At 69.6% G+C, this 14,643-nt stretch carries 12 protein-coding genes; 7 read left to right on the top strand and 5 right to left on the bottom strand.

The window, feature by feature from the left end; translation table 11 throughout:
- Positions 1-7 precede the first annotated feature (7 nt).
- Positions 8-1,255: an LCP family protein gene (locus tag AC1DG4_RS06800; protein WP_477375969.1), complete on the bottom strand. Its 1,248-nt coding sequence runs from the start codon at positions 1,253-1,255 to the stop codon at positions 8-10.
- 276 nt (positions 1,256-1,531) lie between these two features.
- Between AC1DG4_RS06800 and AC1DG4_RS06795 the strand changes: the two genes are divergently transcribed.
- On the top strand, positions 1,532-3,049 hold the full coding sequence (locus AC1DG4_RS06795; protein ID WP_477421141.1) for a DUF222 domain-containing protein: 1,518 nt from the start codon (positions 1,532-1,534) through the stop codon (positions 3,047-3,049).
- Positions 3,050-3,139: 90 nt separating this feature from the next.
- Positions 3,140-3,514: a YbjQ family protein gene (locus AC1DG4_RS06790; RefSeq protein WP_477375973.1), complete on the top strand. Its 375-nt coding sequence runs from the start codon at positions 3,140-3,142 to the stop codon at positions 3,512-3,514.
- 106 nt (positions 3,515-3,620) lie between these two features.
- On the opposite strand, the gene AC1DG4_RS06785 is transcribed toward AC1DG4_RS06790, so the two are convergent.
- Genes AC1DG4_RS06785 through AC1DG4_RS06775 form a run of 3 tightly spaced genes read right to left on the bottom strand, consistent with a single transcriptional unit; the run spans position 3,621 to position 5,130 of the window.
- Positions 3,621-3,860 carry a helix-turn-helix domain-containing protein gene (locus AC1DG4_RS06785; RefSeq protein WP_477375975.1) on the bottom strand — a complete coding sequence of 80 codons (240 nt, stop codon included), beginning with the start codon at positions 3,858-3,860 and terminating at the stop codon, positions 3,621-3,623.
- Positions 3,857-4,498, bottom strand: coding sequence for a hypothetical protein (locus AC1DG4_RS06780; protein ID WP_477375976.1), 642 nt, complete (start codon positions 4,496-4,498; stop codon positions 3,857-3,859). Before AC1DG4_RS06780 ends, AC1DG4_RS06785 begins: the two co-directional genes overlap by 4 nt.
- Positions 4,495-5,130 carry a hypothetical protein gene (locus AC1DG4_RS06775; RefSeq protein WP_477375978.1) on the bottom strand — a complete coding sequence of 212 codons (636 nt, stop codon included), beginning with the start codon at positions 5,128-5,130 and terminating at the stop codon, positions 4,495-4,497. The genes AC1DG4_RS06780 and AC1DG4_RS06775 overlap by 4 nt, the downstream gene beginning before the upstream one ends.
- 344 nt (positions 5,131-5,474) lie before the next feature.
- On the opposite strand from AC1DG4_RS06775, the gene AC1DG4_RS06770 reads away from it, so the two are divergent.
- Complete coding sequence (locus AC1DG4_RS06770) at positions 5,475-8,003, top strand: ATP-dependent Clp protease ATP-binding subunit (protein WP_477375980.1); 2,529 nt, start codon at positions 5,475-5,477, stop codon at positions 8,001-8,003.
- Positions 8,004-8,112: 109 nt separating this feature from the next.
- Here the strand turns inward: AC1DG4_RS06770 and AC1DG4_RS06765 are convergent, their stop codons facing one another.
- Positions 8,113-8,391 (bottom strand): hypothetical protein, encoded by a 279-nt coding sequence (locus tag AC1DG4_RS06765; protein WP_477375982.1) that lies wholly within the window; start codon positions 8,389-8,391, stop codon positions 8,113-8,115.
- A gap of 330 nt (positions 8,392-8,721) precedes the next feature.
- Between AC1DG4_RS06765 and AC1DG4_RS06760 the strand changes: the two genes are divergently transcribed.
- The 4 genes from AC1DG4_RS06760 to AC1DG4_RS06745 all read left to right on the top strand — a co-directional run bounded on the left by AC1DG4_RS06760 (position 8,722) and on the right by AC1DG4_RS06745 (position 14,480).
- Positions 8,722-10,170, top strand: coding sequence for an aldehyde dehydrogenase family protein (locus AC1DG4_RS06760; RefSeq protein ID WP_477421140.1), 1,449 nt, complete (start codon positions 8,722-8,724; stop codon positions 10,168-10,170).
- A 190-nt stretch (positions 10,171-10,360) separates the two neighbouring features.
- Positions 10,361-12,241, top strand: a complete 1,881-nt coding sequence (locus AC1DG4_RS06755) for an FAD-dependent monooxygenase (RefSeq protein WP_477375986.1) — start codon at positions 10,361-10,363, stop codon at positions 12,239-12,241.
- Between the two features lie 181 nt (positions 12,242-12,422).
- Positions 12,423-13,424, top strand: coding sequence for an amidohydrolase family protein (locus AC1DG4_RS06750; protein ID WP_477375988.1), 1,002 nt, complete (start codon positions 12,423-12,425; stop codon positions 13,422-13,424).
- A 33-nt stretch (positions 13,425-13,457) separates the two neighbouring features.
- Positions 13,458-14,480 (top strand): DODA-type extradiol aromatic ring-opening family dioxygenase, encoded by a 1,023-nt coding sequence (locus AC1DG4_RS06745; protein WP_477375989.1) that lies wholly within the window; start codon positions 13,458-13,460, stop codon positions 14,478-14,480.
- Positions 14,481-14,643 lie beyond the last annotated feature (163 nt).

The raw sequence follows: 14,643 nt of genomic DNA, 5'->3' as shown, positions 1-14,643 counted from the left end.
CCCGCGCTCAGTTCACGCAGGGCACGTTGCCGGACTGCAGCGGGGAGGAGGAGTCGGTGTAGACCGGGTGCGGTGCCGGAGTCGATCCGGATCCCGAGGAACCAGAGGATCCGGATCCGGAGGAGGACGCGGGAGGCGAAGACGGCGCGGCGGTCGGCGTCGGCGGGTTCAGCAGGTCGTGCACCTGCGCGCGGATCGCGTCGACGTCGACGATGTTCACGCTCTGCCCGTCGACCGTGTCGAAGTGATCGATCGGCAGCGTGACGAACGAGATGTTGCCGCCGGCCAGGCTCTGCGCCTGCTGGGCGAACGACAGCAGATCCAGCTTGTCGTCCATCGCCACGTCCTTCTTCGCCACGTCGATGAGTTTCTGCAGCTTGCCGAAGTCGGTGAACGTCGACGCCTGCTTGAGTTTCACGGCCAGCGACACCATGAACGCCTGCTGGCGCCGGGTGCGGTCGAGATCCGTCATGTCGAAGTCGCTCGAGGTGGTGTCGCGGCGCTGGCGCACGAACGCCATCGACTGCGCGGCGTTGAGCTCCTGCACCCCGGCGGGGAAGTCGGCGCCCGAGAAGGTGTCCGCGGTGGCCTGGTTCAGGCACACCGTGATCGGCTGCACGGCCTGCGCCACCTCATAGAACGCGGCCATCGTCACCTCGACGAAGTGGTCGATCCGCACGTCGCCGAGGAACGCCGACACCGTCTTGATCGTGCTCTGCCGCGCGGCCGTCCTGGACTGCTGATAAGCGTCAGCCTCGGCGACGCCCTTGTCCGTGAGCTTCTTCATCGAGGCGTCCATGGCATCGCCGTAGGCCTCCTTGATCTTTCCCTTGTCCACGCCGTCGGGGGAGTCGGGGAAGTCGACGTAGTCGTCGCGCGGGATCGAGATGCCCACGGCCTTGCCGCCGTTCGCGGGGATGTGGATCAGCATCAGCACGTTGGTGTTGTACCCGCCGACCGAGGCGTCCTCCGCGTGGATCTGATCGTAGATCGCCTGCGGGAACGGCTTGCCGTTCTCGTCCACACGGCTGTCCAGCCCCATGATCAGGATGTTCGACTCGCCCGTGTTCTGCTCCGGGCCCGTCAGCCCCGCGATCGAGGAGCGGTGGATCCCGTTGTTCGCGTCCGCATACGTGATCGCGACGAAGGCAGCGGCCGCGATCAGGGCGAGCACGACCACTGCGATGATGCCCGCGGTCCACCGGCGTCGACGGTACATACGGCGCCGAGCGGCGTGCTGGAGGCTCATCGTCATCGTGCGGATCCGTTCCTGGGGGATTGGCTGTGGACGGGTTCGGTGCTGGTCGGGGCAGCGGCTTACTGTGCGGACATGTCCTCGTCGAGGGCCTTGTCGATCCTCCGTCGGGCACCTGTGCGGACTCCGGGAATGACCTGGGGAGGGGCGTGGACCAGCGCGTTCGGGGCTTGTCGATCGTCCTCCACAATCTGGTCTTCTGGCGAGTTGTCCCCTGTTTGGTTATGGGGGTTGATCTGGGGTTCGAATGTCGGTGGTGGCGGGGAGGATGGGGGTATGAAGACGTGGGATGCGATCGCTGCACTGATCCCGGCCCTGGCCGGGCGGGTCAGTGCGGGTGCGGGCGCGTCGGACGTGCAAGCGGTCGTGGAGAGCCTGGACGATGCCGGGGCGGTGGCGGTGCTTCGCGAGGCGGGTGAGGTCGGCCGGCTGGTGGAGCAGGTGCAGGTGATCTGCGCGGGAGTGATCGCCCGCCGCTCCACCCGGGACGCCGGGCATGCCGGGTTGGCGCAGTCGCGCGGGCACCGGACCGCGGCGTCGCTGATCCAGGAGCTCGGCGGGATGACGAAGGGCGAAGCCGCCCGGCAGGTGCGGGTCGGGGAAGCACTCCTCGACGATGCCGTGGTGGGTGATGCGGGTGCTGGTGTCGGGTCGGATGGTGCTGGTGTCGGCTCGGATGGTGCTGGTGTCGGCTCGGATGGTGCTGGTGTCGGCTCGTCCGATGATCCTGCGCCGGGAGTCGCGCCCGTGTCCGATTGGCGGCAAGTGTTGCGGGAGGGGTTGCGATCCGGGACGATCACGTCGGCACAGTTCGACGCGATTCGCCGCGGGCTCGGCAATCCGTCCGAAGGCGCCGGGGATGCGTGGGCGCACGCAGCCGTGCAGCTTGTCGGCGAAGCGTCACGGCGGACCGTGGAAGAACTCGCGGCTGCGGCCCGCACGGTGCGGGACCTGCTCGACCCTGACGGGGCTGAGGCCCGGTTCTTGGCCCGGTACGAGAAGCGTGCGTTCCGGACCTGGTTCGACCCCGACGGGATCCGCCGGGCATCGATCGCGTTCGACGACGAAGGCGGCGCCTACCTCGACACGATCTTCAACGCCGCACTCCGCCCCCGCCGCGGCGGACCCCGATTCGTCGACCCCTCCGAGSAGACATCCGCGGCCGACCTGTCCGCGGATCCSCGSACSAACGACCAGCTCTCYTACGACCTGCTCCTCGACCTCATCCGCTCTGGCACCCTCGCGGAYCCGACCRCSGTGTTCGGCACCCGRCAAGCCGGMMTCCGCCTCATCCAGACCATTGCCGCAGACGGCACACCAGCCCCGGTCGCCATCACCGAAGACGGCCTCATCACCCTCCCCGCGACGGTCGCGGAGCGACGGATCTGCGACACCGGGGTGGTGCCGGTCACCGTCGACACGTGCGGGAACCCGCTCGACGTCGGCCGCGAATCACGGCTCTTCACCCCGAAACAACGCATCGCCCTCGCCATCCGCGACGGCGGCTGCCGATGGACCGGCTGCGACCGCCCCGCCTCGTACTGCGAAGCCCACCACATCGACGAATGGGCCAGAGACCAGGGCCACACCGACATCGACCGCGGCATCCTGTTCTGCCGCTTCCACCACATGCAACTCCACCACAGACAATGGACCATCACCCGCGAAAGGAAGAGCGACTTCATCCTCCACAGTGCGGACGGGCACCAGACCGTCCTGGCTGGGCGGTTACCCCTCCGCTACATGTGGGGCGACGTGGATCCACCACCCCCACGCTTCCGCCCCGCCGCCTGAACCGGGGTGGGCGGAGTGGCGACGCGCCCGGTCTCGGATCAAGTCGCAGAGACAGGTGCGCCGACTCGTTCGTCGTGCGACGATGAGCGCATGTTCATGGTGACGACGAACGACGTTCCCGGCTATCGCGTGACCCAGGTGCTCGGTGAGGTCATGGGCCTCACGGTGCGCTCCACGAACTTCGGGCAAGGCTTCACCGCCGGCTTCCGTGCCCTCGGCGGAGGCGAGATCCCCGAGTTCACGCAGCTCATGTACGAAAGCCGGTACGAGGTCATGAACCGGATGTGGGCCGAGGCGGTGCAGCGCGGAGCCAACGCCGTGATCGCGATGCGCTTCGACTCCGGCTCCCTCGGCAGCTTCAGCGAGATGTGCGCCTACGGCACCGCCGTCGTGATCCAGCCGGTGGACGGCGCCACGGCCGCCCCGGCACAGCCCGCCGCGCCACCCGCACCGCCTATGGCCTGACGCGCGCACGTTCGGAGGACGTTTGCCACTCTGAAGGACGGATCCGACACGAATCGCCTGCAGAGGTGCGATCGTCCTGTCGTCGCCCGGCGGATCCGAGCTCCGCTCAACCCCGAGGCGCGAGGACGAGCAGCTCTCCGACGTCGCACTGCAGCGCCTCGCAGATCGCCCGCAGAGTCGAGTAGCGGATCGCGCGCGCCCGGTCGTTCTTGAGCACCGAGAGATTCACGATGCTCACGCCCACCCGCTCGCTCAGCTGTGTCAACGTCATCCCGCGGGCGGCGAGCAGCTCATCGAGACGGCAGTGGATCCCGGTGTCCTCCTCGTCCTGCGCCGCCGGAGTCACACCAGCCCCTCCGCGTCCTTCTGCAGGCCGGTGCCGAGCTGGAACGCGGTCGCGACGAGGGCGAGCGCGAAGCCCCATCCGACCGGGGCGAGGTCGAACTGCGCGAGGAAGACCCAGAGCACATCGTGCACGCGCGGATCCGCCTCCGCGAGGTGACCGACCGCGATCGCCCGCCCGAAGGCGCCTGCCAGCTGGCCGAGCACGCCTCCTGCCAGGACGAGGCAGGCTGCGACGCCGATCGCGACCGACATCGAGCGCCGGAACGGGCGCGCCCGGATCAGCGAGACTCCGAGCCACCAGGCGACGGCGCAGACGCCCACCGTCGCGAGCGCCGGCAGCGCGCCCTCGAGCAGGAGCAGCCAGCGCGCCCCTGTGGGCAGGCCGCCGATCGTCACGAGGGCGTCCGAGTAGCTGGACGACAGCACAGCGGGGGCGCCCTTCAACGCGCCGACCGAGCCCCCGTCGTGGAGAGGGAAGGGCACGGCGACCGCATCGCCGAAGAGGTCGATGCCGCGCAGCACGATAGCGACGATGGCGGCGATCGCGACGCTCACGGCGCCGGTCGCGATGAGTCCGAGGACGAACCCCTCGCCGAGGCGGGCTCCCGCCTGTCCGTGACTCTTTCTCGACGCGCTCATACGAGGCCCTCCGTCTCCTTCTGCAGGCGCATGCCGCGGCGGAAGGCCGTGGTGATGAGGCCGAGCGCTACGCCGACGGCGAAGACCGGCAGCCACGACCACGTGTCGGACGTGTCGTAGACGGGACCGCGATCCGGATCCAGCGCCGCCACGACACTGTTGCGTCCGAACGAATCGAGAAGATGCACGACGCCGGCGCCGATCGCGAGCGACCAGCTGATCACCGCCAGGGCGCGCACGGTTCCCGGTTCGAAGAATCGCCCGCGCAGGAACGACCAGGCGATGAAGAGGCAGGAGCCGATCACGAGCAGTGCGGCCGCTGCCCACACGACGTGCGAGAGCACGATCGCCCCGATGCCTACCGGGCTCAGGCCCTGGACGACGACCAGTGCCTGCGTCGCGTAGCCGTGCACGGCGGAGCTGCCCGACCCGACCGTCGCGTCGATCGGCTGCAGGTCGATCGGCAGGAGCCAGGCGATCCCCTCGGGGCGGAAGGTGTGCGCAACTCGCAGCACCGTGAAGGTGACGGCCGCGGCGAGAACAAGCGTGCCGAGGATCAGCACTGCGGTCGCGTCCGCACGTTCGGAACGGGTCGTCGGTCCTTGTCTTCCGGGTCGTGTCACCGCGGTCATGGTTCCCCCTCTTTCGATCCTGGTGTTATCGATGGTCGTTAAGATAACGAAAATCGATAAGTGAGGTCAAGGGCGGGATCCGCATCCTGCGGAGAAGACGGGCAACGTCACAGGACGACGGCAATTTAGAAGGACGGATCCGGGCGGAATCCCCTGTGGAATTGCAGACGTCCTCGGTTCTTGGGCGCCTCCCGTGCCCGACAGAGTGCAGCGCCACCGCGTCAGGCTTCGTCGCACGGGTCAGCCGACGGCGAACAACGGCTTGCACCCCTCGCCCGGTCGTTACTCTCGATGTATCCGGCACGAACTGTGCCACCGCCCCCACCGGGCAACGAAGGAGTGACATGTTCGAGAGATTCACCGACCGAGCCCGTCGTGTCGTCGTCCTCGCCCAAGAAGAGGCGAAGATGCTCAACCACAACTACATCGGCACCGAGCACATCCTCCTCGGCCTCATCCATGAGGGCGAGGGGGCAGCGGCGAAGGCGCTGGAGTCGCTCGGCATCTCCCTCGAGTCCGTGCGCGAACAGGTGCAGGACATCATCGGCCAGGGTCAGCAGCAGCCGACCGGCCACATCCCCTTCACGCCGCGCGCGAAGAAGGTGCTCGAGCTGAGCCTGCGCGAAGCGCTGCAGCTCGGCCACAACTACATCGGCACCGAGCACATCCTCCTCGGCCTCATCCGCGAGGGCGAGGGCGTCGCCGCCCAGGTGCTCGTCAAGCTCGGCGCCGACCTGAACAAGGTGCGCCAGCAGGTCATCCAGATGCTCTCCGGATCCCCGGGGCGCGAGCCCGCCGCCGTCTCCGGCGCCGCGCACGACAGCAGCCAGCAGCAGGCCCAGGGCGGATCGCAGGTGCTCGACCAGTTCGGGCGCAACCTCACGCAGGCCGCGCGCGACGGCAAGCTCGACCCGGTCATCGGGCGCGAGAAGGAGATCGAGCGGGTCATGCAGATCCTCTCCCGTCGCTCCAAGAACAACCCCGTGCTGATCGGCGAGCCCGGCGTCGGCAAGACCGCCGTCGTCGAGGGCCTGGCCCAGGCGATCGTGAAGGGCGACGTCCCGGAGACGCTCAAGGACAAGCAGCTCTACTCGCTCGACCTCGGATCCCTCATCGCCGGATCCCGCTACCGCGGCGACTTCGAGGAGCGCCTGAAGAAGGTCACCAAGGAGATCCGCACCCGCGGCGACATCATCGTCTTCATCGACGAGATCCACACCCTCGTGGGTGCGGGCGCCGCCGAGGGCGCGATCGACGCGGCGAGCATCCTGAAGCCGCTGCTCGCCCGCGGCGAGCTGCAGACGATCGGCGCCACGACGCTCGACGAGTACCGCAAGCACTTCGAGAAGGACGCCGCGCTCGAGCGCCGGTTCCAGCCGATCCAGGTCAACGAGCCGAACCTGCCGCACACGATCAACATCCTGAAGGGTCTGCGCGACCGCTACGAGGCGCACCACAAGGTGCAGATCACCGACGGCGCGCTCGTCGCGGCGGCGAACCTCGCCGACCGTTACGTGGCCGACCGGTTCCTGCCCGACAAGGCGATCGACCTGATCGATGAGGCCGGCGCGCGCCTGCGCCTGTCGATCCTGTCCTCCCCGCCCGAGCTGCGCGAGTTCGACGACAAGATCGCCAAGGTCCGCGAGGAGAAGGAGCTGGCCTCCGAGGAGCAGGACTTCGAGAAGGCCGCCTCCCTGCGCGACCAGGAGAAGGAGCTGCTCGCCGAGCGGCTGCGCCTGGAGAAGCAGTGGCGCTCGGGCGACGTCGCGACCAATGCGGTCGTCGATGAGGGCCTGATCGCCGAGGTGCTGGCCCAGGCCACGGGCATCCCGGTGTTCAAGCTCACCGAGGAGGAGTCCAGCCGCCTCGTCTTCATGGAGAAGGCGCTGCACCAGCGCGTCATCGGCCAGGAGGAGGCGATCGCCGCCCTGTCCAAGACGATCCGCCGTCAGCGTGCGGGTCTGAAGGACCCGAAGCGCCCCTCGGGCTCGTTCATCTTCGCCGGCCCCACGGGCGTCGGAAAGACCGAGCTCGCCAAGGCGCTCGCCGAGTTCCTGTTCGACGACGAGGGCGCCCTGATCTCGCTCGACATGAGCGAATTCGGCGAGAAGCACACCGTCTCGCGGCTGTTCGGAGCCCCTCCCGGGTTCGTCGGCTTCGAAGAGGGTGGCCAGCTCACCGAGAAGGTGCGCCGCAAGCCGTTCTCCGTGGTGCTGTTCGACGAGATCGAGAAGGCTCACCCCGACATCTTCAACTCGCTGCTGCAGATCCTCGAGGAGGGTCGTCTCACCGACGGCCAGGGGCGCGTCATCGACTTCAAGAACACCGTGATCATCATGACCACGAACCTCGGTTCGTCGGCGATCGCCGGTGGTCCGGTCGGCTTCCAGATCGAGGGCAACGACCAGAGTTCGTACGAGCGGATGAAGGGCAAGGTCGACGAGGAGCTCAAGCGCAACTTCAAGCCCGAGTTCCTGAACCGCCTCGACGACGTCATCGTGTTCCCGCAGCTCAACAAGGACGAGCTGCGTCAGATCGTCGGCCTGTTCGTGAAGCGCCTGAGCGATCGCCTGCTCGACCGCGACATGACCGTGGAGCTGACGGACGCCGCCAAGGATCGCCTGATCGACATCGGCTTCGACCCGACACTGGGCGCCCGTCCGCTGCGTCGTGCGATGCAGCGCGAGGTCGAGGACCAGCTGTCCGAGAAGATCCTGCACGGCGAGCTGACCCCCGGCGACCACGTGCACGTGGACGCTCAGGACGGGAAGTTCGTCTTCACGACGGGTCCGCGCGGCGAGAAGGTCTCGGTCGGCGTGAACACCGTCGGCACGATCCCGACCACGCCGGACATCGCGGCGGGCGCGGCCTGACCTGATCCGGATCCCAAAGACGAAGAGGGACGAGCGCTTCGGCGCTCGTCCCTCTTCGTCTTTGTCGGCGGCTCGTGGGGGTCGCTCACGAGCCGTCAGTCGTCAGTGGTCAGCGGCCCCGAGCGGGGGAGGTGCGCCGCCGGTTCCGGGCGGGACGACGCGGGCGATGCGGTGCGGCGGTTCCGGGCGCGGCGGACGCGGGCGCGGACGCGCCGAAGGACTCCAGCGCGCGGCGCGCGGCGGAGAGGGACGGGTAGCTGCCGAGGCGGCGGCTGTGTCGATCGTGCAGGACGTGGGACGCGCCGTCGACGGCCACGAAACCGGCGTACTCGCCGTCTCGGGTCGCCACGTACACGTCGTGGTCGGCCTGTTTCCAGGTGATGTTCATGATGATGCTCAGATGTTCGAGGGCGGTGTCGACCGCCGGAAGGATCTCGCCGGGCGCGCGGACGCGCATCGATGCGGTTCGCGGGCATGTGCTCCGGCCGAGGGGGTTCGCGCGGTGCCGAAGAGACGTCGGCAGTCCAGGCGCGGAATCTCCAAGCTTAGCAGATCCTGTGTGCTCGTGCTCACTGCAGAGCTCGCGCTCCGACGCCGCGCACCACGACACGGTGTCTGAGGACAGCGCCCGGCCTTGCGCCGCCGCGACGGGGAGGCCGGATGCGGACGTCGAATAGCATCGCCCTGGCAGCACTCGACGAGGAGGACGGAGACGGCGATGACGCGGTGGGACATCGAGGACATCGACGGGCTGATCTTCTCGGACGGATGGCGCGAGGGGGCCGGCGGCGTCCAGCCGATCGTGTCGCCCGGCGACGGCGGCGTCGTGGCTCAGGCAGGACTCGCGGACGAGTCCGATGTCGAGCGCGCGGGCGCGAGCGCCGTCGCGGCGCAGAGCGCATGGGGTCGCACGTCGTACCGGRCCAGATCCGACGTGCTCATGGGCGCGGCCGCCGCGCTGCGCGAGATCCGCGCGGACGTCGAGCACGTCCTGATCCGGGAGAGCGGATCCCTGCCGGGCAAGGCCCGCCATGAGGTCGACAAGGCCATCGACGAACTCGTGGCCGCGGCGGGCCTCGTGACGATGTCCCAGGGCGACCTGCTGCCCGTGGAGGACCCGGGGACGATCGGGATGGCGCGGCGGATCCCCGTCGGCGTCGTCGGCGTGATCTCTCCCTGGAACGCCCCGCTCATGCTCGCGATCCGCTCGGTCGCGCCGGCGATCGCGCTCGGGAACGCGGTGCTGCTCAAGCCCGACGTCAAGACGGCGTTCTCCGGAGGCGCGGCGATCGCCGAGGTGTTCCGCCGTGCGGGGCTCCCGGACGGCGTGCTGCACGTGCTCCCCGGCGGCCCCGCGACCGGCGAGGCCGTAGTGCGCTCGCCGCACACGAACGTCATCTCCTTCACCGGTTCGTCGGCCGCGGGGCGCAAGGTGGGCGAGATCGCAGGCGGCCTGCTCAAGCGCGTGGTGCTCGAGCTCGGCGGCAACAACGCCCTCATCGTGATGGCCGATGCGGATCTGGATCAGGCGGTCGCCGCGGGTGTCGCCGGATCCTTCCGGCATCAGGGACAGATCTGCATGGCCACCGGGCGCCATCTCGTGCACGAGAGCATCGCCGACCAGTACGTCGAGCGCCTGCGCGTCGCCGCCGCGGCGCTGGTGCCAGGGGATCCGCTCGCCCCCGGCACGACACTCGGCCCCCTCATCACCGCGGCGCAGACCGAGCGCGTGCACGGCATCGTCCAGGCCGCGGTCGCGGACGGCGCACGCGTCGTGCACGGCGGCGCGCACGACGGACTGTTCTACGCGCCGACCGTGCTGGACGGCGTCGACGAGGGCAACCCCGCGTTCCGCTCGGAGATCTTCGGCCCCGTCGCGCCCGTCACCCGGTTCCGCACCGAAGAGGAGGCGCTCGCGCTGGCCAACGCGAGCGACTACGGCCTCACGGCGGCGATCCACACACACGACGTGGCCCGCGCGCTCGGCTTCGCCGCACGGCTCCGTGCCGGCATGGTGGCCGTCAACGGGCAGACGATCTACGACGCCGCACACATCCCGATGGGCGGCATCGGCGCCTCCGGCAACGGCGGCCGCCACGGCGGCCACTGGAACCTGGACGAGTTCACCTACTGGCAGTGGGTGACCGTTCCCACGATCTCGGGCTGAGATCCGGCCCGCGGGCGGAAGAGGGCGTGCTGCTCCGAGGGGGACGGTACGTCCTCCTTCGTCGTCCCAGGGGGCCCGTGGCGGTTGCGACATCGTGTCGGAATCGGCGGCCGACTTTCGCGCTCTCGGCACGTATCCTCCCGTTCCGGCGCCTCCCTAGCCTGGGATTCCCGCATTCGAGGAGGAATCCGTGACCGCATCCGTGAAGAGCCCCCGCGCCGCCCTGCCGCCCCTCGGCGAGGACGAGTGGCCAGAGGCCGTCGAGGTCGTCATCATGGGCGGCGGTCCGGTCGGCATGAGCTGCGCGATCCTGCTCGCCCAGCGCGGGATCGACGTGCTGCTCCTCGAGCGCCGCGACTTCGTGTTCCGGTTCCCCCGCGCGCACCTGCTCAACCCGCGCACCATGGAGGCGTTCCACGACATGGGCGTCGCGGAGGACATCTACGCGGCGACCCCGACCCACGATCGCTGGCGCAAGGCGGTCTGGTACACGACCGCGACGGGGCCGGGCCGCTTCGACGGGCTCAAGATCGGCGAGGTCCCGGCGTGGGGCGGCGGACCCGACGCGGAGCGGTACCGTGCCTCGAGCCCGCGGGCGTTCGCGAACATGCCGCAGCTGCGGCTGGACCCGCTCATCCACCGGCATGCGGTCGCCGCCGCGCCGGGCCGGATCCGTGCGAAGCAGGAGGTCGTGGACATCCGGCAGGACGCGGAGTCCGCAACCGTGGTGATCCGCGACGTCGTCACGGACGAGATCCGCGAGGTGCGTGCGCGCTACGTGATCGCCGCTGACGGCGGACGCGACAGCGCGGCCCTGCTCGGCGTCGACCTGGAGGGGCCTCGGGACATGCGCGAGGTCGTGAACTACCACGTCAGCCTCGACCTGTCGGCCTGGTCGGAGCCGGATGCACTGCTCGGCCACTTCCTGCATCCCGCGGGCGGGGCGCGGCGACGCGGCACGATCCAGGCCCTCGGCCCCACGCACTACGACCGCGACTCCGAGGAGTGGCTGGTCTCGGTCGCCGGCTGGATGGTGGAGGGTGATCCGGACGACGAGGCCGCGCTGTTCGACTCGATCCGGCGCATGCTGGGCCTCGGCGAGGACCACGCGATCACCATGCACTCGATGACCCGCTGGACGTACAACGGGCTGGTCGCGAAGCGCTTCCGCACCGGCCACGTCTTCCTCGCCGGCGACGCCGCGCACAAGCATCCGCCGACCGGCGGACTGGGTCTGAACAGCGGCATCCAGGACGCGCAGAACCTCTGCTGGAAGCTGGCCGCGGTGCTCGACGGCCAGGCGCCGGATGCGCTCCTGGACAGCTATCAGGCCGAGCGCAGGCCGATCGTGGCCTGGTACACGGCGCACTCCCTGGAGAACGCGAACCGGCACCCCCCGATCGCGGCGGCCCTCGGCTTCGGCGAGGACGAGGCGGAGGGATTCCGCAACCTCGAGGTGTTCGTGAGCGACACCCCGGAGGGGGAGACGATGCGCGCCCGCGTCGCGGCGGAGGTCGCGCACAACGCGCACGACTACAGCCAGCTGGGCGTCGAGGCCGGGTTCCACTACGCGGCGGGGGCGCTGGTCCCCGACGGCACGCCGGTGCCGGGGGACCCGTCGGATCCCACGGACTTCCAGGCCACCACGCGTCCGGGGCACCACCTGCCGCACGTCTGGCTGGGAAGCCGCGCCGCCGAGGACGGCTCTGCACTGTCCTCGCACGAACTCGTCGCGCGGGTGGGATTGACCCTGCTCACCTCGGCATCCGCCGCTGCGCGCTGGCAGGAGGCGATCGACCTCATCGGCGGCGCCCTGCCGGTCACGGTCGTCGGAGTCGACGACGCCGATGAGGCATGGCGCGCCGCGCGCGAGATCGGCGACGACGGCGCGCTGCTCGTGCGTCCCGACCGCAAGGTCGCCTGGCGTGCGGCCGAGATGCCCGGCGACCCCTCGATGGTGCTCGACGACGCGCTCGCGGTCATCCTCCGCGGCGGCGACGTCCCGGCCGCGGATCCGGCCGAGCCGTTCCTGAAGCGCATCCGCGCGGCCGCGAGCGTGCTCGTGCAGTGACCCCGGGGCCCCGCAGCCCGAACCGCGGCGCCTCGGGAGGATCCGATTCGGACACCGTGTCGGATCCACCCGCGGGAGTTTCCCGCAGGCCGCCGATCCGCCCTGATGCGGCCTCTCATAGCGTCGAGACAGCGACGAAGCCCCGGCCCTCCGGACCGCAGAAGACTCAGAAGGAGCCCCCGTGATCATCGATGTCCACGGCCACATGTCCGCCCCGGACGCGTACTACGCGTGGAAGGCCTCGCTGCTCGCCGCGCGGGGCTCGCACGGCGGCAAGCCCCCGGTCATCAGCGACGAGGCGCTCGCGGCCTCCTACAACGCGCCGCACCCGAGCTTCGGGAACATCTCGCACCTCGACCACCTCGACGGCGCCGGGATCGACCTGCAGCTGCTCTCGCCGCGCCCGTTCCACGCGATGCACTCGGAGCGCCCGACGAAGATCGTCGAGTGGTTCACGGCCGAGACCAACAACCTCATCCACCGCGCGACCGAGCTCTTCCCCGGCCGGTTCAAGGGCGTCGCGGGGATCCCGCAGAGCCCGTACCTGAGCGTCGAGCAGTGGCTGCCCGAACTGCGCCGCGCCGTCACCGAGCTCGGCTTCGTCGGGGCGATGGTCAACTCAGACCCCTTCGAGGGCACCGAGGTGCCGCCGGCGATGGGCGAGCGCTACTGGTACCCCCTGTACGAGGCGCTCTGCGAACTGGACGTTCCGATGCTGCTGCACTCCGCGGGGTGCAAGTTCCCGTCCCGCGAGCCGTACAGCCTGCACTTCATCCAGGAGGAGACGGTCTCGGTCTGGAGCATGATCCAGGCGAACGTGTTCGCCGACTTCCCCGACCTCAAGGTCGTCGTCGCGCACGGCGGCGGAGCGATCCCGTACCAGATGGGCCGGTTCCTTCCCTCCGTCGTGCGCACCGGGGTCTCGTACCTCGACAAGCTGCGCAACTTCCACTTCGACTCCTGCCTCTACACGCAGGAGAGCCTCGAACTGCTGCTCAAAGCCGTGGGCACCGACCGGGTGCTCTTCGGATCCGAGAAGCCGGGCACCGGATCGCAGATCGACCCCGCGACCGGACGCTGGTTCGACGACATCCACCTGCTCATCGACGACATCGAGTGGCTCGACGACAGCCGTCGCGCCGACGTGCTCGAGAACAACGCGCGCGCCCTCTTCCGTCTCTGACGGCCGCGCCCGCACTCCGAGAAAGGATCCACCATGACCGAGATCGTCGCCGGATTCGGCACCTCGCACGGCCCGCAGCTCAAGGCCGCGCCGCCCGAGGCCTGGGAGACCCGCGGGGTCGCCGATCGCCGCAGCAAGGGCCTGAAGTTCCGCGGCGGCACGTACTCGTTCGAGGAGCTCAAGGGCCTCCGCGAGGACTTCTCCGCCGAGATCACGCACGACGTCATGCAGCGCCGCTGGGACAGCTGCCAGGCGTCGATGGACTCGCTCTCCCGCTTCATCGAGGAGCAGCACGTGGACGTGCTCGTCATCATCTCGAGCGACCACAAGGAGACCTACGGCGACGAGTGGCTCGCGCCGTTCTCGGTGTTCTGGGGCGACGAGGTCGCGCATGTGCCGTTCACCCAGGCGCAGCTGGACGAGATGGCGCCCGGCCTCGCCGAGGCCGCGATGGGCGACGTGCCGGACCGCACGGTCATGCGGCCCACCCACCGCGCGCTCGGCAAGCACATCATCCAGTCCACCCAGGCGGACGACTTCGACACCGGCGCGACCGAGGTCATCCCGGCCGGCCGCTACGAGAACCACACGATCCCGCACGGCTTCGGATTTATCTACCAGCGCTTCCTCGGCCAGGACTCGATGATCCCGATGGTGCCGATCTTCATCAACACGTTCTGGGAGCCGAACCCGCCGAGCGCCAAGCGCTGCTACGACTTCGGCCGTGCGGTGGGACGGGCGATCCAGTCCTTCCCCGGCGACCTGCGCGTCGGCGTCGTCGCCTCCGGCGGCCTCAGCCACTTCGTGATCGACGAGAAGCTCGACTCCGCCTTCATCCAGGCGATGAAGGACCACGACGCCGAGTACCTCTCGTCGGTCCCCGCGGGCGAGATGATGTCGGGCGCGTCCGAGCTGCGCAACTGGATCGCGGTCGCCGGGATCGCCGACGAGGTCGGCCTCGGCGTCACGAACGTCGACTACGAGCCGTGCTACCGCACCGAGGCCGGCACGGGCAATGCGATGGGCTTCCTCACCTGGGAGCGGAACGCCCGATGACGGATCCGATCGTCGCGGCGCTGCGCGAGCTCGACAGCTGTGCCGTATCGGACGCGCTGGACACGCTCGGGCTGCCGGGCGCGGTGACCGCGCTGGCGCCGCGCTGGCCGTCGGCCGGCGTGACCGCGGGCCGGGTGCGCACGGTCACGGCGGCGCCCAAGGC

This window comes from Microbacterium sp. 05N427, assembly GCF_056397105.1.
The sequence above is the reverse complement of the archived record's forward strand: the minus strand, read 5'-3'. Positions and strand labels throughout refer to the sequence as shown.

Coding starts and splice junctions, on each gene's coding strand:
- AC1DG4_RS06800 (WP_477375969.1), bottom strand. CDS start 1,255: ATGACGATGAGCCTCCAGCACGCCGCTCGGCGCCGTATGTACCGTCGA.
- AC1DG4_RS06790 (WP_477375973.1), top strand. CDS start 3,140: ATGTTCATGGTGACGACGAACGACGTTCCCGGCTATCGCGTGACCCAG.
- AC1DG4_RS06780 (WP_477375976.1), bottom strand. CDS start 4,498: ATGAGCGCGTCGAGAAAGAGTCACGGACAGGCGGGAGCCCGCCTCGGC.
- AC1DG4_RS06775 (WP_477375978.1), bottom strand. CDS start 5,130: ATGACCGCGGTGACACGACCCGGAAGACAAGGACCGACGACCCGTTCC.
- AC1DG4_RS06770 (WP_477375980.1), top strand. CDS start 5,475: ATGTTCGAGAGATTCACCGACCGAGCCCGTCGTGTCGTCGTCCTCGCC.
- AC1DG4_RS06765 (WP_477375982.1), bottom strand. CDS start 8,391: ATGAACATCACCTGGAAACAGGCCGACCACGACGTGTACGTGGCGACC.
- AC1DG4_RS06745 (WP_477375989.1), top strand. CDS start 13,458: ATGACCGAGATCGTCGCCGGATTCGGCACCTCGCACGGCCCGCAGCTC.